This window comes from Filomicrobium sp., assembly GCF_025698805.1.
GTDB classification, from domain to species: Bacteria; Pseudomonadota; Alphaproteobacteria; order Rhizobiales; family Hyphomicrobiaceae; genus Filomicrobium; species Filomicrobium insigne.
In genome coordinates this window covers 236,876-258,560 of the sequence record NZ_JAILWT010000002.1, presented here as the reverse complement: position 1 = coordinate 258,560, position 21,685 = coordinate 236,876, and the positions used below count along the sequence as shown (strand labels likewise).

The 21,685-nt window shown below is 57.8% G+C and carries 18 protein-coding genes; 10 read left to right on the top strand and 8 right to left on the bottom strand.

Going from position 1 to position 21,685, the window contains the following annotated elements; all coding sequences use genetic code 11:
• Nucleotides 1–210 precede the first annotated feature (210 nt).
• A complete protein-coding gene (ubiA, locus tag K5845_RS04930) occupies nucleotides 211–1,185 on the bottom strand; it encodes a 4-hydroxybenzoate octaprenyltransferase (protein WP_046475507.1) in 975 nt (324 codons plus the stop codon).
• An 85-nt stretch (nucleotides 1,186–1,270) separates the two neighbouring features.
• Here ubiA and K5845_RS04925 point away from each other — a divergent pair, with 85 nt between their 5' ends.
• Together K5845_RS04925 and K5845_RS04920 are read left to right on the top strand one after the other, a co-directional pair.
• The gene (locus K5845_RS04925) at nucleotides 1,271–2,011 is read left to right on the top strand and encodes a 16S rRNA (uracil(1498)-N(3))-methyltransferase (protein ID WP_287958504.1); all 741 of its coding nucleotides are present in this window, start codon (nucleotides 1,271–1,273) and stop codon (nucleotides 2,009–2,011) included.
• Nucleotides 2,012–2,197: 186 nt separating this feature from the next.
• Entirely contained in the window at nucleotides 2,198–3,580 is a 1,383-nt protein-coding gene (locus tag K5845_RS04920; protein WP_046475517.1) for a glutamate--cysteine ligase, read from the top strand.
• Between the two features lie 241 nt (nucleotides 3,581–3,821).
• Here K5845_RS04920 and K5845_RS04915 read toward each other — a convergent pair whose 3' ends face one another.
• From K5845_RS04915 to K5845_RS04895, 5 genes are read right to left on the bottom strand one after another with little or no spacing between them, the layout of a single operon-like run.
• Entirely contained in the window at nucleotides 3,822–4,022 is a 201-nt protein-coding gene (locus K5845_RS04915; protein ID WP_287958503.1) for a hypothetical protein, read from the bottom strand.
• A gap of 6 nt (nucleotides 4,023–4,028) precedes the next feature.
• On the bottom strand, nucleotides 4,029–4,700 hold the full coding sequence (locus K5845_RS04910; protein WP_046475525.1) for a LutC/YkgG family protein: 672 nt from the start codon (nucleotides 4,698–4,700) through the stop codon (nucleotides 4,029–4,031).
• Nucleotides 4,697–6,124, bottom strand: coding sequence for a LutB/LldF family L-lactate oxidation iron-sulfur protein (locus K5845_RS04905; protein ID WP_046475528.1), 1,428 nt, complete (start codon nucleotides 6,122–6,124; stop codon nucleotides 4,697–4,699). The genes K5845_RS04910 and K5845_RS04905 overlap by 4 nt, the downstream gene beginning before the upstream one ends.
• A gap of 60 nt (nucleotides 6,125–6,184) precedes the next feature.
• Nucleotides 6,185–6,994 carry a (Fe-S)-binding protein gene (locus K5845_RS04900; protein ID WP_082100926.1) on the bottom strand — a complete coding sequence of 270 codons (810 nt, stop codon included), beginning with the start codon at nucleotides 6,992–6,994 and terminating at the stop codon, nucleotides 6,185–6,187.
• On the bottom strand, nucleotides 6,991–7,506 hold the full coding sequence (locus K5845_RS04895; protein WP_076605264.1) for a c-type cytochrome: 516 nt from the start codon (nucleotides 7,504–7,506) through the stop codon (nucleotides 6,991–6,993). The genes K5845_RS04900 and K5845_RS04895 overlap by 4 nt, the downstream gene beginning before the upstream one ends.
• 317 nt (nucleotides 7,507–7,823) lie before the next feature.
• Between K5845_RS04895 and K5845_RS04890 the strand changes: the two genes are divergently transcribed.
• From K5845_RS04890 to hisG, 7 genes are all read left to right on the top strand, one after another.
• Nucleotides 7,824–9,272, top strand: a complete 1,449-nt coding sequence (locus K5845_RS04890; protein WP_090228527.1) for an FAD-binding oxidoreductase — start codon at nucleotides 7,824–7,826, stop codon at nucleotides 9,270–9,272.
• A gap of 42 nt (nucleotides 9,273–9,314) precedes the next feature.
• Complete coding sequence (locus tag K5845_RS04885; protein WP_090227724.1) at nucleotides 9,315–10,538, top strand: FAD-binding protein; 1,224 nt, start codon at nucleotides 9,315–9,317, stop codon at nucleotides 10,536–10,538.
• Between the two features lie 37 nt (nucleotides 10,539–10,575).
• The gene (gene glcF, locus K5845_RS04880; RefSeq protein WP_046475537.1) at nucleotides 10,576–11,952 is read left to right on the top strand and encodes a glycolate oxidase subunit GlcF; all 1,377 of its coding nucleotides are present in this window, start codon (nucleotides 10,576–10,578) and stop codon (nucleotides 11,950–11,952) included.
• A 309-nt stretch (nucleotides 11,953–12,261) separates the two neighbouring features.
• Complete coding sequence (locus K5845_RS04875) at nucleotides 12,262–13,506, top strand: metallophosphoesterase (protein ID WP_287958502.1); 1,245 nt, start codon at nucleotides 12,262–12,264, stop codon at nucleotides 13,504–13,506.
• A 332-nt stretch (nucleotides 13,507–13,838) separates the two neighbouring features.
• Entirely contained in the window at nucleotides 13,839–15,332 is a 1,494-nt protein-coding gene (gene hisS, locus K5845_RS04870) for a histidine--tRNA ligase (protein WP_090227719.1), read from the top strand.
• Between the two features lie 46 nt (nucleotides 15,333–15,378).
• Nucleotides 15,379–16,548: an ATP phosphoribosyltransferase regulatory subunit gene (locus tag K5845_RS04865; RefSeq protein ID WP_046475546.1), complete on the top strand. Its 1,170-nt coding sequence runs from the start codon at nucleotides 15,379–15,381 to the stop codon at nucleotides 16,546–16,548.
• 3 nt (nucleotides 16,549–16,551) lie between these two features.
• A complete protein-coding gene (hisG, locus tag K5845_RS04860; RefSeq protein WP_046475551.1) occupies nucleotides 16,552–17,271 on the top strand; it encodes an ATP phosphoribosyltransferase in 720 nt (239 codons plus the stop codon).
• Nucleotides 17,272–17,288: 17 nt separating this feature from the next.
• Here hisG and recQ read toward each other — a convergent pair whose 3' ends face one another.
• Nucleotides 17,289–19,472: a DNA helicase RecQ gene (gene recQ / locus K5845_RS04855; protein ID WP_046475556.1), complete on the bottom strand. Its 2,184-nt coding sequence runs from the start codon at nucleotides 19,470–19,472 to the stop codon at nucleotides 17,289–17,291.
• A gap of 312 nt (nucleotides 19,473–19,784) precedes the next feature.
• Here recQ and K5845_RS04850 point away from each other — a divergent pair, with 312 nt between their 5' ends.
• Nucleotides 19,785–20,141, top strand: coding sequence for a hypothetical protein (locus K5845_RS04850; RefSeq protein WP_090227717.1), 357 nt, complete (start codon nucleotides 19,785–19,787; stop codon nucleotides 20,139–20,141).
• A 65-nt stretch (nucleotides 20,142–20,206) separates the two neighbouring features.
• Here the strand turns inward: K5845_RS04850 and K5845_RS04845 are convergent, their stop codons facing one another.
• Nucleotides 20,207–21,679 carry an autotransporter outer membrane beta-barrel domain-containing protein gene (locus K5845_RS04845; RefSeq protein ID WP_170832431.1) on the bottom strand — a complete coding sequence of 491 codons (1,473 nt, stop codon included), beginning with the start codon at nucleotides 21,677–21,679 and terminating at the stop codon, nucleotides 20,207–20,209.
• Between the last annotated feature and the right edge of the window lie 6 nt (nucleotides 21,680–21,685).

Sequence of the window (21,685 nt, the reverse complement as noted above, 5' to 3'; positions counted from 1 at the left end):
GGGATGGGCTGTGAATGTGTTTGCCGCAAATCGGTTCATAACGGAGCGGAGAGCAGCGAATTTTAGAACGTTTCTTTAACTTGGTCTGAAGTGATCCGGTGTATGGTGTGAACATCCACCGCGGAAGACGGTGATGTTCGTCAACAGGACGGCGTAGGTGCGGCACGGGAGAACGCTTTCCCCGTGCCGCATTGCTTTTGGGGCCTTGAATTATAGGTCTAACCCAAGCGCCGCGAGGACGAACTCAGCCAGGATGCCGGCGAAAAATATTACGCCGACAACGCGATTTGCCCTGAACCGTTCAAGGCAATTGTCGCTGTCAGAAATATCCAGCGTTCGAACTTGCCAAATGAAATGTGCCGCTATGATTGCCATTGCGATCAGCGAAGCCGTACCACCCCCAGAAGCGAGAGCGGCTGCCGTCCATAGAATGACGGTCAATGCGAACAAGGCGGCCAGCCAGTTGCGCGTGTGCTCTCCGAAGCGGATAGCGGTAGACTTGAGGCCGAGCATCAGATCGTCCTCCTTGTCTTGGTGTGCGTAAATCGTGTCATAGGCAATGGTCCATGCCACTGATCCCACGTACAGGAGCAATGGGGGCCAAGCGAACGAACCTATCGCTGCCGTCCAGCCGACGAGTGCACCCCAATTAAAGGTTAGTCCGAGCACGAATTGAGGCCAGTAGGTGTAACGCTTTGTGAACGGATAGAGCGCGACGAGTGCAAGCGAAGCGATGCCGGTGGCTACCGTCAACGCATTGAATTGGAGCAAAACGAGCAGGCCGACGAGCGATAAGGCCACGACGAAAACCAAGGCTTGGCTCGGGGAGACCTGCCCGGATGGGATTGGGCGTGATCGTGTGCGGGCGACCTGGGCATCGAAATCACGATCGACATAGTCATTATAGGCGCAGCCAGCGCCGCGCATGACCCAGGCTCCAATAGCGAAGAGCGCAAGGTGCCAAGGATTTGGATAGCTGGCGCCTTCGCTCAGTTCAGCGAGCGCCAGCGACCACCAGCAGGGAAACAGCAGAAGCCACGTCCCGATCGGGCGGTCGGCACGCGCGAGCCGCAGGTAGGGCCTCCACGCGGACGGCGCGTAGCGGTCGACCCAATTGCCCGGAACCGCATCCGCGACCGTCGGGTCTAAGGGAGGAATTTTTCCGGACGTTGCGTTGTTGGGCATGACGTGTGGCTTTCAGGGCAAGGCAAGTGGTGTGCGCCGACTATAGCAATTGTCAATTCGGCGCGGTCTCGGGTATCACCCGCACATGGCAGTACATGATTTCAATGCAGAGCGTCTCTTTGTCGATGCGGCGCTCGCTCCTGGCGCGACCATTACCTGCACCAATGAGCAGGTGAACTACCTCATCAACGTATTGCGGCTCAAGAATGAGGATGAAATTCTCATCTTTAACGGCCGCGACGGGGAATGGCGTGCGGCTGTCAGCGACGTTAGCAAGCGTCGATGCAACTTGATCGTGCACGAACAGGTCCGTCCGCAGGAGAGTGGGCCCGATCTCCACTATGTTTTTGCCCCGCTGAAGCGCGCGCGGCTCGATTACATAGTGCAAAAGGCTGTTGAACTCGGTGCCGCGCGGCTCAGACCGGTAATTACACGGCGTACGATTGCTGAGCGGGTCAACCTTGAGCGGATGCGATCCAACGTCATCGAAGCGGCAGAGCAGTGCGGCATCTTGGCGCTGCCGGCCGTCGATGAGCCGGTCAAGTTTTCAGATTTACTCGCGGGGTGGGATGGATCTCGTCGGATCATCTTCTGCGATGAAGCAGCCGAAACGGCCAGCCCACTTGCCGCGCTGCAGCAGATCTCACCGGGACCTGTGGCCGTTTTGGTGGGCCCGGAGGGCGGATTCGATGCCACCGAACGGACTCTTCTTCTGGGACGCTCTGATACAACTGCGATTTCATTGGGCCCAAGAATCATGCGTGCAGACACGGCGGCTGTTGCTGCGTTGAGCCTTGTTAATTCCGTTCTTGGCGACTGGGCCTGAAGTCCGTGCGGCTCAGACCGTGTTCGCAATCTCGTTAACACTGATTGTAGGGCTTGTGCGCGTCGCGGCGCCTCGTCATAACTCGCAGATTCCGACTTCCTATGGCGATGGTTTAAAGCCTGCGCTGGTACGAGGTCTCCTTCGTGCGCTCAGCGGGCGTAAGAATAGAAATGCGGAAGGCCCTTTATGTCGACCCGTCAGGACGCAGCGCCGAGCGAAACGATTAACTCACGCAATGATCTTGTCGCCTGGATTGCTGCCGGCGAAAAGCCGCGTGACGCCTGGAGCATAGGAACCGAACACGAAAAGTTCGTGTTTCATGGAGCGACGCGGCAACCCGTTGCTTACGACGGCGAAACCGGCATCAACGCGCTGATGTCCGGGCTCATGAAGTGCTGCGGATGGGAACCCATTATTGAAGACGGCAACATGATCGCATTGAAACGTGCGATTGGTGAGCCTGGAGCAACGGTCAGTCTCGAACCCGGTGGGCAGTTTGAGCTTTCCGGAGCACCCCTTCGTACCGTTCATGAAACGGCAGCTGAAACGCAGCAGCACCTGGAGCAATGCCACCGTGCCGGCGGGCCGCTCGGACTTGGTTTCCTGGGCCTCGGTTTTGCGCCGACATGGACCTTCGAGGACATGCCGCGGATGCCAAAAAAGCGTTACGGCATCATGACTAGCTATATGCCGAAGGTCGGAACGCGTGGCCTCGACATGATGTATCGGACCGCGACCATCCAGGCCAATCTGGATTTTGGATCCGAAGCGGATATGGTCAAAAAGCTTCGGGTTGCGTTGGCCTGGCAGCCGGTGGCAACGGCATTGTTTGCCTCATCGCCATTCACGGAAGGCAAGCCAAACGGCTTCAAATCAATGCGGAGCGAGATCTGGCGTCATACCGATCCCAATCGTACGGGCATGATGCCGTTCGCTTTCGAAGAGGGCATGGGATACGAGGCCTTTGTCGATTATGCGCTCAAGGTGCCGATGTACTTCGTTTACCGCGACGGACATTACATCGACGTCGCGGGCGCTTCTTTCGCAGATTTTCTCGCTGGTAAGCTTGTCGGCCTGGAGGGCATTCTTCCGACGCTGGATGACTGGTCGGATCATTTAACAACGCTTTTCCCAGAAGCGCGCTTGAAGCGGTTCCTGGAAATGCGGGGCGCAGATGGCGGCCGGGTGGAGATGATCAATGCGCTGCCAGCGCTTTGGTCTGGCCTGCTCTATGACGCTGATGTGCTGGATGCGGCTTGGGACCGCGTTAAAGATTGGACGGCGGACGAGCGTCAGAAACTCCGTGATGAGGTCCCCAGGCTGGCGCTTGAGACGCCCTTCCGTGGCGGACATGTTGCTGACCTTGCGCGTGAGATGGTTGAGTTGGCCGCTAAGGGGCTCGCCAATCGCAATTTCTGCGATTCATCGGGCGCAGATGAACGACAATATCTGGCGCCTTTAGAAGACATCGTCGATTCGCGTCGTACGGTGGCTGATCAGCTTCTCGAAAAGTATCACGGTGCGTGGGCTGGCGATATTTCGTGGGTCTTTGCTGAGACCGCGATGTAGCTCGTTCGCTTTGATACGGGCGAGGCTAAAGGCTCGCTGTGGGTTGTTGCATCCCCAGGTTGTGTTTGATTGCAAGTTCAGGTCACGTTCATCGAACCTGCGATATGAGTCATCCGCATGGGTGGCGCATTTCATTTTTGGCCTGCAGCTTGGCCGATGCGGTGTTCTTTCAAACCAAGATCTGATGAGGCTCGATTTGACACGACGCGCAATATTCTTGGGGCTCGCGGGGCTTTGCCTTTCAGCCGGGTTGGCGGTTATTGTTGCTAGCTTTGCTGAGACGGCTGCTGCCGATGGCTGCGCCAAATGTCATGAAGAGCACAACAAATGCCGCACCCGACAGGCCTCGCTCGACAGTTCGAAGTGTGACGCGCAGCTCATCAAGTGTCTGCGTTCCTGCAAGCGGAAGTAAGTGGCGTTCCGCGAAATCGATTAGTTTCAAGTGCGTTTAGTTTGTGTTGTCGATTACGACACACAGGCGCCGCGGACCGTGCGCGCCAATGACGATTTTTCCGCCGATGTCGGCAGTGCGGGAAGGCCCTGAAATAAGATTAAGCGTTCGCGGCATACGCCGCTCGCCGAGCAGGTGTCTGAGCCGAACGTAGGCGTCTTCGTAGCTTGCTACGATGTCAGAGCGGCGGACAACGACGATATGTGTATCGGGCAGGAAACAGAGGGTTACGGGATTCTCCGGCCCGGACAACAATGCGAGTGTGCCCGTCTCGGCAATTCCGCAAAACGCGTGGGATAGGCCGATGCCGTCTTGGGCAGCGGCGGGGCCATGTTGAAGCGCCAGCGTGGGCGCGTCGCGCCATTGCAGTCGTGTGAGCCGCGAATCTGAACCGCAACGTAGTGTTGGTGGGAGAGCGGCTTCTTGCAGGTAGGCCGCGATAGATTGAGGGATCGAACCTTGTGCCTCGATCACGTTCGCTGATTGCCGGCCCAACTCGTATTTGAAGACTTCAATCAGTTCCTGTGTCGGACGTGAGACGCGTTGCAATGGTGGTGCGCTACGCGACGGCTTGGCGACACGGGCTTCGGCGGCTGCTCGGCGCTGAAGCTGTGGTGTTGCGTCAGAGATCGCGGCTCGGACCTTTGCAAGAATCTGATCGCGGCTCATTTGGAGAGCTCCCGCTTGCTCTTGTTCCACAGCTGTTGGAACGTCCGGCCCTGGGGGGCTGGCATATCGCGGTTTTTTGTCCAACCTCCCGCACCGGGCAGATTGCGTACCGCACCGCGGCTTCCTGCGAGCAGGCGGAGAAACGAGGCCGCGAAGCGAGATGCGAGACGATAGGCCCACGGGCGTTTTGCGAAGGCAGCCCACAGCTTGAGGCCTAGTCGCGCCTGGAACGATGTCTTATTCTGTTCGAATTCGACCTCGCGCCAACGCCGCATCAGGCCGGGAAGCGGGATGCGCATCGGGCAGACGGATTCGCAGCGGCCGCAAAACGTCGACGCGTTGGGTAGGTTCGCAGCTTGTTCGATACCGATGAGGCCTGGCGTTAACACCGCACCGACGGGACCAGGGTAGACCCAACCATAGGCATGCCCTCCGACTGCGCCATAAACAGGGCAATGGTTCATGCATGCACCGCACCGAATGCAGCGTAAAATTTCGCGAAACTGAGATGCCAGCAATTCGCTACGGCCATTGTCTAGCAAGATGACATGGTAGGCTTCGGGGCCGTCAGGATCGCTCGGACGGCGCGGGCCGGTGGAAAAGGTCGTGTAGGCCGTGATGTCCTGGCCTGTTGCTGAGCGCGCGAGAAGGCGAAGCAGTACGGATACGTCTTCGAGCGTTGGAACGACCTTATCGATCGTTGCCAGGACGATGTGCACCTTGGCGAGCGATTGGGTGAGATCGCCGTTGCCTTCATTGGTCACGATGATTGAAGAGCCGGTCTCAGAAATCAGGAAATTCGCGCCCGTTATGCCGACGTCGGCGGTGAGAAATTTCTGGCGCAGGATCTGGCGGGCCTCGTCTACGAGTTCGGCAGGTTCCTTAAGGTCGCGGGAAGGTGGCAGGTCGCTGTGCTCGCGTCGAAAATCAGCTTCGACCTGTCCCTGGGTGAGATGGATCGCCGGTGCGATGATGTGGCTTGGCGTTTCCCCGCGGATTTGCAGGATGTACTCTCCTAGGTCGGTTTCGACGACTTCGAGACCCGCGTTCTGAAGCTCGTGATTTAGGCCGATTTCCTCGGACACCATGGATTTGCCCTTGGTGACGAGTTGCGCGTTCGCCTCCCGGCAAATTTCTAAAATTTTGTCGCAAGCTTCTTGGCCGGTCGCGGCCCAATGCACATGCGCGCCGGCTGCGATGGCATTCTTTTCGTAGATTTCCAGGTATTGATCGAGATGATCCAGCGTGTGGTTGCGGATATCGCGGCCGAGGTCTCTCAGCTCATCGAATTCCGGCAGTCGCGCGCGTGCCGCGGCGCGCTGTGCGACCAAGCCCGTGGGCAGCCCAGCAAGGGCTGTCTGTAGCTGTTCGTCGCCAAGGGCTTCGCGGGCGTTCGCTTTGAAGGTGCGCGTGGTTGGCTGCATGACAGAAGAAAGCTGTCCTAAAGCCCGTCCGCGGGCAACAAGACTTATTGGCTAGCCGGATTAGCGTGAAGGTGCAGCAATTACGGGATCGGATAGTTCTCCGGCAAGCACTTCGGCGATATGACGGCATCCGACGGGTGAGCCTTGTCGGCTCAGTTTACCCGCGATATTCATGAGGCAACCGAGGTCTCCAGCGAGAAGCAGTGGTGCTTGCGATGCACTTATGTTGGTGGTTTTACGTTCAACCATGGCATTGGAGATATCGGGGAATTTGACCGAAAATGTTCCGCCGAATCCACAGCAGGTTTCGCATTCGGCCATTTCGACAAGTTCCAGTCCCTCGACGGATTTCAGCAGGCGACGGGGTTGATCCTTGATGCCTAGTTCGCGCAACCCTGAACAGCTGTCATGGTAGGTGACTGTGCCGGTGTAGGCGCCTGGGACACTGACCATGCCGCGGACGTCGGACAGAAATGAGATCAATTCGTAGACTTTAGCGGCGAAGCGCAGGGCGTCGTCGTGTGCCGATGGATCGTCAGCCAAAAGGGACGGATAGTGGGATTTCAGCATGCCCGCGCAGGAGCCCGAGGGCGCGACTACGTAGTCACAGTCCTTAAATGCTTCGATCGTTTGCAGAGCGAGGCTTCTGGCTGTTTTTCGGTCGCCTGAATTATAGGCGGGCTGGCCGCAGCATGTCTGTTCGCGTGGGACAACTATTTTGCAGCCCGTGGCTTCTAAGAGCTTTACAGCCGCAAAGCCTACGCTGGGCCGAAATAGATCGACGAGGCAGGTGACGAACAGGCCAACACATGGCGCTGCCGGCTCGGGTGGGGGGCCCGAAAAGTCGCGGTCACTGGATTGCTGATTCATGGACGTTGGTCGGGTAACGGAGCTGTAATTTCGACCGGCTCCCAAGGTGCGCGGCCAATGATCTCGAATGTTGCGAGGTAGGCGATCAGGTTGCGCCGCGCTTCCGCGTCATTCAACCCGATATAGGCCATCTTGTTTCCGGGAATGAACTTGGTCGGCGCAGAGAGATACTGATCGAGAAGATCACGGGACCAAATCAAACCTTCCTTCCCGGCCTCGTGCATGGCTTTTGAATAGGTATAATCCTCGAGGACGGCGGCAGGTCTGCCTACGATGCCTGTTAAATCGGGGCCAACGCGTGTTCCGGCATCCTGGCCAATGTCATGACATGCCCGGCAATTTTTATAGACAACTGCTCCGCGTGAGATGTTCGGCCCTGGCTGAGAGGTATCGATTGCTACGGATTTCGCGACTGGCAAGGGGATCCATCGCGTGATGGCTAGGGCCGGAGTACAGCAGAGGGCAAAGGTCGCCACACCGATAAGAACGTTGGCGGCCATTTTCAAATGCATGCTGGGTGTTCCTGTCATCTATTCCGGCGTGGACGGCTCGCGCGTCCAATCAACCTCTTATGTCCATTTATGTTCCGGGTCCATTGTTCCGGGAATTCGCTGGTGGGAGCAAGGCCCTAATACAAATTGGGACTGGGTTGATCGGCTGGCGCAATGTAAATTTCTTGCTATCCTCAGGGTGTGGTAAACTTGCTGCCTGCGTGTGTGCGTGCAAAAATTAATACGCCGCGTCGTTCGACGCTATGGCAGGCCGCTCTCACAAGGATTTTCAGGGGACAGAAGTCGATCGGCGCAATTCCGATCGCGGAGACTTACGCATGACTCATTTGCAGATGCCTACGCCGGATGCTTCCGTGCTGGGGCGATCGCAGCAGATCATTAAGGACCTTACCGCTCTTGCTGGTGCGGAGGCGGTCATTGCCGATGAGGAAGGCCGGCGGACCTTCGAAACGGATGGTCTTACCGCCTACCGGTGCATGCCGCTGGCCGTTGTACTCCCCACGACGACCGAGGAAGTGTCCCGCATTCTCAAATATTGCCATCGTGAAGGGATCAAGGTTGTTGCGCGTGGAGCCGGGACATCCCTGTGCGGAGGAGCGCTTCCGGTGGAAGACGCGGTTGTTGTCGGTGTATCGCGGATGAACCGGGTTCTGGAGATTGACTACGACAACCGCTTCATACGTGTGGAAACTGGTATTACCAACCTTGGCATTTCCGGTGCTGTTTCTGCTGAGGGGTTCTTTTATGCCCCGGACCCGTCGAGCCAGTTGGCGTGCACGCTCGCAGGCAACCTGGGCATGAACTCCGGTGGGGCGCACTGCCTTAAGTACGGTGTGACAACCAACAATGTCCTTGGCCTCAAGGTTGTGCTCATGGACGGAGAAGTCATAGAGCTGGGTGGCGGGCATCTTGATGCCGAAGGTTATGACCTTATGGGCCTTATGATCGGTTCTGAGGGGCAGTTCGGTATCGTCACTGAAGCGACAGTGCGGATTCTGAAAGCCGCGGAAGGTGCGCGGCCAATGCTGATGGGCTTTGGTTCAAGCGAAGCGGCTGGCGCGTGTGTCGCCGGTATTATCGGTGCTGGCATCGTTCCGGTGGCTATGGAATTCATGGACAAGCCGGCCATTGAGGTTTGCGAAGCCTTTGCGAAGGCTGGCTATCCGCTTGATGTCGAGGCGTTACTCATCATCGAGGTTGAGGGTTCGGATGATGAGATTTCGGAAATGCTGGGGCGTATTCAAGCAATCGCGGAGCCTTTTGGTCCCACAAGCATCCTGATCAGTCAAAGCGCAGAGCAAAGCGCGAAAATTTGGAAGGGACGCAAGTCCGCGTTCGGCGCCATTGGTCGAATCTCGGATTATTACTGTATGGATGGGACTATTCCACTTTCGCGGCTTCCCGATGTTCTCCGACGCATTGGCGAAATTTGCGAGGGACATGGTCTGAAGGTCGCCAACATCTTCCATGCTGGCGACGGCAATCTGCATCCGCTCATTTTGTATGATGCCAATGACCCAAGTTCTTCGGAACGCGCAGAGCTTGCTGGCGCCGATATTCTCAGGCTCTGCGTAGAGGTAGGTGGATGTCTTACAGGCGAGCACGGCGTCGGCGTCGAAAAACGCGATTTGATGAACGATCAATTCAGCGCGACCGACCTAACGGTGCAGATCCGCGTCAAGACCGTGTTTGACCCCAAGTGGTTGCTGAATCCGGGCAAAGTATTTCCGTTGAACGACACTCAGCAGGCCAAAGACGTTGCATGACCGGTCACCCTCTTAAGAGGCGCCCGGTTTGAGGAGACCCCATTGAGTAAATTGATGCGACCCGCCGCCGGCTGGGAACTGCAGAACATGCTCTTACCGATGATCGATCGGCAGATGTCGGTGGAAATCGTCGGATCCGGCTCGAAGCGGGCTATTGGCCGGCCGTTCCAGGCTGCGGCTCAGCTCACGACCGCTGCGATGCAAGGGATTTGGCTCTACGAGCCGACGGAGCTTGTGATGTCGGCTCAGGCCGGTACGCCGTTGGCTCAGGTTGAGGCCACCTTGGCATCTAACGGACAGATGTTGTCATTCGAGCCTATTGATCTTGGCCCTACGACCGGAGGACCGCGCGGCACGCAGACCATCGGTTCAATCTTCGCTTCCAATTCCTCGGGTAGCCGTCGGATTACCGCGGGGGCGGCTCGCGACAACCTGTTGGGTATCGAGGCGGTGAATGGCCGTGCCGAGTTGTTCCACGCGGGTGGCCGCGTGATGAAGAACGTTACCGGTGTCGATCTTTGCAGGGGATTGGCGGGGAGTTGGGGCACGTTAGCGGTGCTGACCGCGGTTACGTTCAAGGTTCTGCCATGGCCTGAGGCGGCGGCAACATTAGTCTATTTCGGTTTGCCTGATGATATCGGCACTGAAGTCATGTGTGCCGCGATGCGGCTGCCTTATGAGGTGTCGGGCGCAGTGCATCTGTCGCAAGCGTTAGCGCGTCGCTTGGAACACGAAGGGCTTCGACGTCAGGGCCGCTCGATTACAGCGCTGCGCATCGAGAATTTCCGCAGTTCAATCGGTTACCGTTCGGAAGCGCTAAAAGATGCGCTCAAAGTTTATGGCGATCCGGCTGTTCTGGATACGACGGATTCTTTGAGCTTTTGGGGCGAGCTACGTCATCTGTCTGTGATGCCCTACAATCGCGACACGTGCTTGTGGCGCATCTCCACAGCTCCGACGGCCGGGCCTAAGGTTGTCGCCGCGATCAAGCGCCATATGCCGGCAGAGGCCTATTACGACTGGTCAGGCGGGTTGATCTGGGTCGAAGTGCCTGCAAGTGCCGATGCAGGCGCGTCTGATATTCGCCGGGCGGTAGCCGTGAATGGCGGACACGCCACGCTGATCCGTGCCGAGCCGGAGGTTCGGGCCTCAGTGGAAGTCTTTCAGCCGCAAGCTCCGGCGGTGGAGAAACTGATGCGTGGGTTGAAGGATGCCTTTGATCCCTATCGCGTGCTCAATCCCGGGCGTATGTACGCGAGCTTCTAATCGATAAGCCGGTCAAACCGGAAGCAGGACGAACGGAATGCAAACTAATTTCAGCGCGCAGCAGTTGAGCGACCCGCGAATTGCGGAGGCGGAACGCATATTGCGGCGTTGCGTGCATTGCGGGTTTTGTACGGCTGTGTGCTCGACCTACGTGGTTCTGGGAGATGAGCGCGATTCTCCGCGCGGTCGTATCTATCTTATCAAGGACATGCTTGAGCAAAACCGGGATGCGGGTGCGCAAGTCCAGCATCACATTGACCGCTGTCTGTCGTGCCTTTCCTGCATGACGACGTGTCCGAGCGGTGTGGACTACATGCATCTCGTCGATATGGCACGCGTGCACATCAACGAGACTGGCACACGGACGCCGAAAGATCGGGCAATGCGCTGGCTTCTGTCCCGCGTCATTCCTTACCCCGACCGTTTCCGGCTTGCGTTGAAATTGGTTCCGTTGGGACGTCCGTTCGTCAACGTGATGCGGAAACTGGGCCTGAAGGAACTCGCCTCCATGATTGAGCTGGCACCTCAGTCGATTCCGCCGGCTCCGCGTTATGAGGGGCCCGGCACGGCTGCGACGGATGCCAAGCGGCGCGCGCGGGTCATCATGATGGCAGGCTGCGCACAACAGGTTTTGCGGCCAGATATCAACGATGCGACGATCCGCTTGCTGGCACGACGTGGTGTTGATGTTGTTGTTGCCAACGGCGCTGGTTGCTGCGGCTCTCTGGTCCATCACATGGGTCAGGAAGAGCAGGCTCTGGAACAGGCACGGCGCAACGTCGATGCTTGGCTACACGAAATGGAAAAGGCCCCGGTTGATGCGATCATCATCAATGCGTCGGGTTGTGGCACGACTGTTAAGGACTATGGGCACATGCTGCGCCATGATCCGGAGTACGCCGAAAAGGCCAAACGCATTTCGGAGATGACGCGGGATATCACGGAGTTTCTTTCCGGATATGAACTGGGTCCACCCAAGCGCTATTCATCTTTGCGGGTGGCGTATCATTCGGCCTGTTCGATGCAGCACGGTCAGCGTATTACGGATGAGCCGAAAGAGTTGCTGGTCAAGGCAGGCTATACGGTGACTGACATTGCCGAAGGCCACATCTGCTGTGGCTCGGCGGGCGTCTATAACATTCTGCAGCCGGAGATTGCCGGGCAGCTTCGCGAGCGTAAGGTCAAGAACATCCGAAACGCGAAGCCGGACCTTGTGGCGACGGGCAATATTGGCTGCATCTCGCAACTCGAAAAAGGTATGGATATCCCCATTGCGCATACCGTCGAATTGTTGGATTGGGCGTTTGGCGGCCCCGTGCCGCGTGGGCTTGAAGGACTTGCCAAATTCGTCTCTGATGTGCCTGAGCCGCCGCGCTATGTACCCGATGATTACCTGGAGGCGGACGCGCAATAGGTTGCGTTACAACGAAGCTTCAGCCATTTTCGTCGTACTGCTGTCGTCAAATTACGGCTGATTACATCAGCCTGTGCGATGTCGCGTTGAACACGTCTTACCTCTGTCATCTGCCCAAGCGTTTTTCTGTATGAACTTTCACCAGCCGGCTTCCGACAAGCGCTGCACTTCGGCGCGTTTGTTTTTCGATGCTGGGCGCGTAGTTATGTTTGAGACCTTGGGAGCGTTGATGAGCCCGCGCGCGAACCGGTTTACTTGTTTTTTTGATGGTTCTCGTTGTGGGACGTGCGGCGCCGCGAGGAAGCCGTGATGAAGATTACGATCCCAGACTTCTGTCTTGTTGTTGTGATAGCTGCTCCAGGGTCTGGGCCATCGGGGTTTGTACGGAGCCAGTTCGGGCTTTCGGAGGTTGTCTCGGTTGAGGACGGTCTCCTCCCGGGTGGCGTACTTCCTGAAAGCATCGAACAGTTTCTCGACACACGACTGCAACGACGCTGTTTGACGGTCGTTGAGGCTCGCAACGCTCTGCAGCGGGACGAGCGGGCCATGCTGATTCACATTGCCAAATCCCACTATGCGCAAACGGTCGCCATCGTGCTCGCGCCGGAAGATGACGACCAGGTGGTGAAGCAGGTTCAGCTTCTGCAGCGAAGCCTTCCTCAGATCAGCAAGGAAAGCTTCTTGGACGTTCATGTCTTACGTTCACAGGAAGAGATCGCTAACGCTTGCGTTGAGCGCGTGCCAACTCGCACCGATAATCGTGGTGAGCACGGTCCGTTCGATATCATCGGTGATGTGCATGGGTGTGTGGATGAGCTTATCGGCTTGATGAGCAAACTCGGCTACACCATCGAAATTACTGGTGGAGGAAGAGACCGTCGCGTCGTGTCACGCACGCCTGCGGGGCGGCGTGCGATCTTTGTGGGTGATCTGGTCGATCGTGGGCCGGCATCGCCGGATGTGCTCCGCATCGTCATGCATATGGTCGCACAGGGGCAGGCCTTGGCCGTCCCAGGCAATCACGACGTGAAACTGTTGCGCTGGCTCAACGGACGCAACGTCAAGCCGGGGCACGGCATTGCTCAAACCATCAGTCAGCTTGAAGTCGAGCAGGACGAGCTTCGTGATGAGGTCCGCGACTTTATTGACGGGCTCGTAAGCCACTTGTGGTTGGAGAACGGCAGACTGACGGTGGCTCACGCAGGCATCAAAGAAGAGATGATGGGGCGTGTCAGTGGAGCAGTTCGCGAGTTTTGTCTGTATGGCGAGACGAGTGGGGAGACCGATGAATTCGGTTTGCCCATTCGCTATCACTGGGCTGCGGAATATCGCGGCGAGACGACCATTGTTTACGGCCACACGCCTGTTCCAGAAGCCGACTGGCTCAACAACACGTTGTGCGTGGACACGGGGTGCGTCTTCGGCGGTAAGCTGACGGCTCTCAGGTGGCCGGAGCGTCAAATCGTGTCGATCCCCGCCGCCAGGGCTTATGCGACGCCGATCCGTCCCTTCGCGCATCCGCCTCTGCGGCCTGGGTATTCACCTGAAGCCTAAGAGGGGCGCGTGCTTTGAGCGACGTGTTTGGTGAATCTCGGCCTAATTTTCCCCGTGTAGGCGAGAATTGGGCTAGCTAAGGCGAGCGCTAGGCCGCCTGCGGCTTTGCGCCATGCGGCGAGCCGTGATAAGCGAAGCCGCGATTGTAACCGTCGGTTTCCCTCCGCCTGCGCACCGATCCCCAGTCTCCAAGGTCTGAAGTCTTCAGAGTTGCGAGTGGGCATGATCGGCACGCCTTTGTTCGTCTTCTCTTGAGGGGCGGGCAATGTCTGGCGCGGTGGGAGCGGGAAGTTGATGCAACCAATTGGAAACCGAAGAGCTAATTTCTTCTCATGGCCAAGAAAATTAAAGATAACCGCCCTGGCGCACGTCTGCCGAAGGGGCTTCGTGACATCGAAGCCGCTGAAATCCGGGCGCAGAATGCGATGCTGGCCAGCATCCGCAAGGTTTATGAGAACTATGGGTTCGAGCCGCTAGAGACGCCTGCGTTCGAATATACGGATGCGCTGGGTAAGTTCCTGCCGGATAGCGACCGGCCGAACGAAGGGGTCTTCTCGCTCCAGGATGAAGACGAGCAGTGGCTCAGCCTGCGGTATGACATGACGGCACCGCTGGCTCGCTACGTTGCCGAGAATTTCGACCGCCTGCCGAAGCCGTTCCGTCGTTATGCCACGGGGCCGGTCTGGCGCAACGAAAAGCCGGGTCCGGGCCGGTTCCGCCAATTCACGCAATTTGATGCCGACACCGTTGGGACCGAAAGCGTCGCGGCAGATGCCGAGATGTGCATGCTCGCTGCGGATACGCTGGAAGCGTTGGGCGTCCCGCGCGGTAATTTCCTCATCAAGGTAAATAACCGCAAGGTTCTGGACGGCATTATGGAAGCTGCGGGAATTGCGGGTGAGGAGAATGCCGGACGCCGTCTGACGGTGTTGCGGGCGATCGACAAGTTGGACCGTCTGGGATTGGCCGGTGTCGAACAGCTTCTGGGCGAAGGTCGCCTCGATGAGTCGGGCGACTACACGAAGGGTGCTGGCCTTAGTAAGGACGCGATCTCAGCGATCAGAGCGTTTGTTGTGCCGGCAAAAGATGGACAAGATCCCTTCGCCGAACTCGATGGACTTCTCAAGAACAGCGAAATCGGTCAGGAGGGGCGTGCAGAGCTGGCGCAAATCGCAGAGCTCATCTCTGCGGCGGGCTATTCGGATCGGGTGAAGATTGATCCGTCTGTCGTGCGGGGGCTCGAATATTATACAGGGCCGGTTTTTGAGGCGGAGCTCACGTTTGAAGTGACGGGTGATGATGGCAAGCCCGTCCGCTTCGGGTCTGTCGGCGGCGGTGGTCGCTATGACGACCTTGTTGCGCGTTTTACCGGGAAGACAGTTCCTGCGACCGGCTTTTCCCTTGGCGTCTCTCGCTTACAAGCGGCGCTCAACGCGCTGGGCCGCGGAGCTGAAGGCGATGTGCCCGGCCCCGTCGTCGTGCTTGTTATGGATCGTGACCGCCTCTCGGATTATCAGGCGCTGACGCAACGTCTTAGAAGCGCTGGTATCCGCGCCGAGATGTATCTCGGGACGTCGGGCATGAAGGCGCAGATGAAGTATGCCGACAAGCGCGGTAGTCCTTGCGTCGTGATCCAGGGATCGGATGAGCGCGAAAAGGGCGAGGTCCAAATCAAGGACCTGATCGAAGGTGCGCTCGCGGCGCAATCGATTGCTGACAATAAAGAATGGAAAGAAGCGCGTCCGGCGCAATTCTCCGTTAGCGAGGTTGCCTTGGAAGAGGAAGTGCGCAAGGTGCTGGCGCGGCACTTTCCTCAAAGCGATTGATCGCCATCCGATGTCCTGTAACGAGAAAAAATAAAGCCGGTCGACAATGGTCGCAGAGACAGCACGCGAATTCGAAGCTCTCGAAGAGCAGGCCAGAACGCTCCTTGGGGTGTTTATCAAGGCGGGGCACGAGGCCGTCGCACCTGCGGTTATTCAGCCGGCCGACGTCTATCTCGATGTGATCGGAGAGTCGCTGAGAGGGCGAAGCTATGTGTTCCTAGATCCCGATGGCGATGAACTTTGCCTACGGCCTGATCTTACGGTGCCGACATGTCGGCTGCACATCGAGCGCCATCGGAATGGCGATCGTCCGGCAAAGTATTGCTACAACGGTACGGCATTTCGGTTTCAGCCAGTGGGCGCGGGTGCTGCACATCCCCGCGAGTTCCGGCAGGCGGGTATCGAGTCATTCGGTATTGCCGATCGCGAGAAAGCGGATGCCGCGACCTTGGCTCTCGTGTTCGAGGGCCTGCGCACGGCGGGTCTGAAAGACTTCAAGCTCCGGATCGGCGATCTTGGGCTATTCCGTGCTCTTCTCGAGGCGGCTGACATGCCGGCGCGGTGGCGGCAGCGCCTTATGCACCAGTTCTGGCGTCCGGACGCCTTTCGTACGGAGCTGATGCGCTTGACGCAATCGCCCGCCGACACGCCAGGCGGGGTGCCGAATGAGCTTCTGGCTCAGCTCGATCCCGAGAAGCCGGATGAGGCTGTCCAGCTTGTGTCGAATTATCTCGATTCCGAAGATATTGAGATCGTTGGAGCACGGACCGTCGGGGAGGTCACGGACAACCTTCTGATGGTGGTGGCGGATCAGCGTGCCGAACCCTTGTCTCCACGCACGGCGGCTTTGATCAGCAGTTATATCGGTGTGACGGCGCCTGCGCGTGCTGCGGGTGCTCGGCTCAAGGATCTAATGGGCAGTGAGGGCGTTGATATTTCGGATGCGCTCGATGCTTATCACCGACGCCTGCAATTGTTGACCGAAGCGGGTGTTGACGTCGTTCATGCAGATTTTTCTGCCGAGTTCGGCCGGACGCTTGAGTACTACACCGGTTTCGTTTTCGAGGTCATAGTCCCGATGCTTGGGGAGGCGAGCCCGGTTGCCGGTGGCGGTCGATATGACAAGCTCATTCGGATGTGTGGGGCGCCGCACGATGTGCCGGCTGTTGGTGGCGCGGTTCATACAGAACGCTTGTTGGCCGCGGTGCGGGGGTAGGCCATGGGTAAAGAAGGCGAGGCTTTGACTACACGCTTGCAGATTGCGCTGCCCTCAAAGGGGCGGCTCATGGAGCAGACCCTGGAGCTATTCCGCGAGAGCGGGCTCAATGTGCGCAAGACCGGCAATGAGCGCGGTTATCGCGGAGAGATTGAAGGGTTTGCTAACGTAGATGTCGCGTTCGTGTCAGCTTCAGAAATTGCGGCGAACCTCAAATCCGGCAAGGCGCATTTGGGCGTTACCGGGGAAGATCTCGTTCGCGAGCGGATTTCCGATTGGAAAACACGCGTCGAGCTTCTTAAGCCGTTAGGCTTCGGTTTCGCCGATGTCGTTGTTGCTGTTCCTCAATGCTGGCTCGACGTTTCCACTATGGCGGATCTGGATGAGATTGCGGGTGGGTTTCGGGAAAGTCACGGCCGTTGGTTCCGCGTCGCTACGAAGTATGTGAATCTGACGCGTCGTTTTTTCTCCGCGAAGGGCTTCACCGACTACCGCATTGTCGAGAGTCTTGGGGCGACGGAAGGCACGCCTGCGGCTGGAAGCGCGGACCTCATTGTCGATATCACGTCGACAGGCACAACGCTTCGCGCGAACGGCCTGAAGATTCTTGACGACGGGGTCATTTTGAAATCCCAGGCGAACTTTGTTGCCTCGAATGTTGCCCAGTGGACGCCTAGTACGCGCCAAGCGCAAAATGAGATTATGGCCAGGCTGGAAGCGTAAGCATTAAGCGCGTGGGTTCAGGCAAGTTCTGCCAGAATACATTTCAGGACACCGTAATCGTAGCGGCTGTCGAGCGCTGCATAGGCTGGTCCGAGCTTGCCTGTTTCCAGTGTGTCGAGACGGTCAAAGACGGCGTGGATCTCATCGATATCCGATGCGTCGAGCTCAAGTACGTCTTCGGCAGTCAGCAGTCCGGCTTCGATGGCGTCTGCGAAATGGCCGTGTACGGTCGCTAGTTCAATCTTGCGCTCAGCGGCAATCGCTTCTGGGGCGAGCCCCTGAATATGCAAGGCCAATGTTGCGTTGACGCTGGCACCCAGCCTGTTTTGCAGCATGGGATGGGGTTGGAAATTTGTAATTGTCTGGATCAAGGCGTCACCGTAGCGGCGTATCTTGCTGGCTCCAAGGCCGGTGATGTTATTGAGAGCGTCGAGCGTTGCCGGTTTTAATTGTGCGAGTTCGGCCAACGTACGGTCATGACAGATGACGTAAGGGGGCACTTTAGCCGCGCTGGCTAGGCGTATGCGCAGTGCCTTGAGCGCTTCAAACAACGGCTGGTCCGTTTCGGAGACCGTGAGCTTCGGTGCGCCTTGGCTGCTTCGAGATTTCGCTCGTGGTCGTGCGGGAGCTGCCGCGCGCATCAGGAACGTTTGTTCGCCGCGCAATAACGGACGCGCCTTGTCTGTGAGGGCCAAAGTCCCACGTCCTTCTTCGTCGCCGGTTAACAAGCCGGCAGCGACGAGTTGACGAAACAGGCCGCGCCATTCTGTAGCGTCCACATCTTTGCCGATCCCGAACACGGAGAGCTTGTCGTGAGAGAGCCGAATTGCGCGCTCTTCGGCTTTGCCTGAGAGGATGTCGATCAGGTAGCCAACACCGAATCTTTGGCCGGTGCGGTAGACGGTCGAGAGGGCCTTCTGCGCGAGAACGGTGCCGTCCGTGGTTGCTGGGGGCTCCAAACAGTTGTCGCAGTTTCCGCAGGGCTCGCTCAGCGTCTCTCCGAAATAGGAGAGCAGCGCTTGCCGGCGGCAACCAGGGCTTTCGGCCAACCCAATCAGCGCGTCCAACTTTCCCCGTTGAACTTGTTTGAAAGCCTCCGAGCCTTCACTCGCCGCGATCCATTGGCGTTGCTGGATGATATCTTGCAGACCGTAAGCCAGCCACGCGTTGGCAGGTTCTCCGTCGCGGCCAGCGCGGCCGGTTTCCTGATAATAGGCTTCGATGGATTTCGGCAGGCTGAGGTGGCCGACAAACCTGACGTCAGGTTTGTCGATCCCCATGCCAAAGGCGATGGTGGCGACAATGATAAGGCCATCTTCATTGAGGAAGCGCGATTGAGCACTGGCGCGTGTCTCGGCCGGCAGGCCCGCATGGTATGCGAGCGCTTCGCGGCCCTTACGCTGAAGCCACGCGGCGGTCTCTTCCACGGCACGGCGCGATAGGCAATAGACGACGCCGGCATCTTTTGGGTGTTCGGATTCGATGAAATTCCAGAGCCGTTCGCGAGCGCTGACCGAGCCAATTTCGGCGATACGGTAGCGGATGTTTGGGCGATCGAAGCTGGCGATGTAACGATCGGCCTTTTCTAGACGAAGCTCAGTGATGATTTCGTCGCGTGTGCGCTCGTCCGCCGTGGCCGTTAATGCGATACGGGGCACATTCGGGAACCGCTCGGCCAACACTTTGAGCTGGCGATATTCGGGGCGGAAGTCATGACCCCACTGTGAGACGCAGTGCGCTTCATCGATTGCGAAGAGGGCAATGTCGGCGCGTTCGAGAAGGGTGAGCGTACGGTCCTGAAGCAGGCGCTCCGGCGCAACATACAGAAGATCGAGTTCGCCTCGCGAAATGGAGGCCGCAATTTCGCGTTGTTCGGCAGAAGTTTGGGTCGAATTGAGGTAAGCGGCGTTAACGCCCAGGATCTTAAGGGCGTCAACCTGATCCTGCATGAGAGCGATGAGGGGCGAGACGACGACGCCCGTTCCGTTACGTGCCAATGCCGGGATCTGGTAGCATAGTGACTTGCCACCGCCCGTAGGCATGAGGGCCAGAACATCCCCACCGTTCAGCAACGTCCCGATGATCGCATTCTGGTGCGAACGGAAGTGCTTATAGCCGAACACATCTTCGAGGATGCGTTGCGCAGAGTCCATGTCGGGTGCATGAAGCGTTGATTTTGCGCTGGTGTGGGCGACAACCATGGGACTCGCAAAGGCGGGAGGTTCGGGATCGGAACCGATGGTGTACGCGATTCCGTCTCGCTATGAGATGCAACAAGCCGCTCCAGCTGTGGAACAAACATCGCGTAGTGCCTCAATTCCCGCCGTTTTTTCGCTTCAGGAGTAGCTGAGGGGAATTCAGTCGCGGTTCACATTGGCCGTTGTACTCTTGCCCATAACGAGGTGTTGCATGCTGGCATCAGTCGCCGCTGAGCTTATCAATGGAGCTGCCTTCAGCGCGTTTCGGTGGAGAAACGGGTTAGATTGGGCCACTCCGGTCAGCGATAAGAGCGAATGATGTACGGCAACACCGAGGAGTTCGTAGTGAACTCCACTATTACAACGACCGGGCGAGGATCACGGGATATGACTTTGGTTCGGATGACGACTGCATTTGTGATGAGTGCTATTGCGGCGGGGACGATGCTGTTACCAGCTGCCGCGCAGGCGCAGTCGAGCTGCAAATGGTATGCGGCAACTGCACTTAAGCAACAGCAGGAAAACGAACGGTTGAGGTGTGGTTTTACCGGCCCGGCTTGGCATTCCAACGTGCCTGAGCACATGCAATGGTGCGCCAGCGTTTCGCCGTCAGCGATGAAAGAATCGGCGCAACAGCGTGACAAGATGCTGGCGGACTGCGCAAAACGATGATCGCATATATGTGAGACTTGGCGCCGTCACTGACGCCAGGATGGGGTTAAACACTCTTATTTCTCTTAGTTCAGCGGCACAGACAGCGTGGCCTTGCCGGTAGCAGCCTTGCTGGTTTCATCACCACCAAATCCTTCCAGGCTTCCTGAAAAGTCCAATTTGGCTTCAGGGGACGTCACAGCAATTCCGGCTTCTACGCGTGCACTGAGGCTTTCGTTTTTCAAAGTTTCCATCGCCTCTTCATCGATACTGATGTCTTCCGTTTGCCAAAGGGCTTTGACGGCGGCACGCGGCGTGACGCGCGTGGATTGAGAGGGGGCGAACTCGTAAGAGATTTGCGGACCGATGAGGAAGCGTTCGCTATCGGCTTTTGCTCGGATTGTTGAATCGCCGCCGACGACTTGATGGCCCTGTTCGGCAAAATGGCTGAATTGCGCGGTAGGGCTCAAGGTCCAATTGCCAGACTTCAAGTTGCCGGAGAGCGTCGCGTCGAGTAGCCAGCGGTTTGTTTCGAGGCCATCGGCCGTCAACGCGCTATCGGGTGATGCGAAGTATCTGGTTTCTCCAACGCCTCGCAAAGCTTTCAGGCTGACAAACATCTGGCGGTTGATTTTATAGCCGGCATATGGGCCCGCCATCCAGCCTTTACCGCTGATGTCGGGAGCGGATGCAATCGTCTCGGAATCGATATTGTTATAAGTGCCCATCATGCCGAGCAGCCAGCGTTGGTTGAGCCGATAGTCCGCACCAAGCGCGAGATTGGAGAATGCGTCAGAGGTGTTGTTTTGGGAATCGCGAACGTAACCCGCATTTCCTTCAATCCACCCGTCGAAGCGGGATCTTGCGACCGTGATGCCTTGCAAGTTCAAGCCGCTATCACGGATCTTCTCGCCTTGTTCGCGCGCCTTGGCGTCGGCCAGGTCGGACAGCGCGGTTGAAAATTTCGCGTTGCCGGCATTGCCGTCGGCGGTTCCCGTCAACGGAATCTGCAATGAAGATGTGCGCTGATTTTCTTCATTCGAGGATTGGCCCGTTGCTTGCGGGACCGGAATTTTGCGAACCATGGAGGCGGACAGACGCTCTGACACACGATTCGACGTAGCAGGCATGCTGCCCGCGATTGATGTTGCTGTTCGCTGTAGGGTCTGTTGGGTCAGAGTCGCTGTCTGATCTGTTGGGGGGGCGCTTGCGACCGTGGTGCTGTTCGCAAATGTGCAGGACACGGCGTCTTCAGAAACGATCGCTAGAACGGCCATACGTGCAGCAACGTCAGTGCTCGCGACTGCCCCTTCGCAATTGATATTTTCAAGATGAAGGTTTGGTGCGTCAGCCTGCGTTATTCGGAGCGTTCCCTGGTGAGACACCAGGAACGTCCGCGTGCCACTGCCGGCCTGCGTTGCCACGGAAACGTTGGTGGCGGTGGCGCCTGGTCCGGAGGACAGGCCGTAGAGCACTTCGGCATCGACTGGGTAAGCGAGGCTTTTCAGTTGTAACCTTACCTGGCTTGGTGCGTCAGCGGGCTGCGCGATGGCCGACATGGGGAC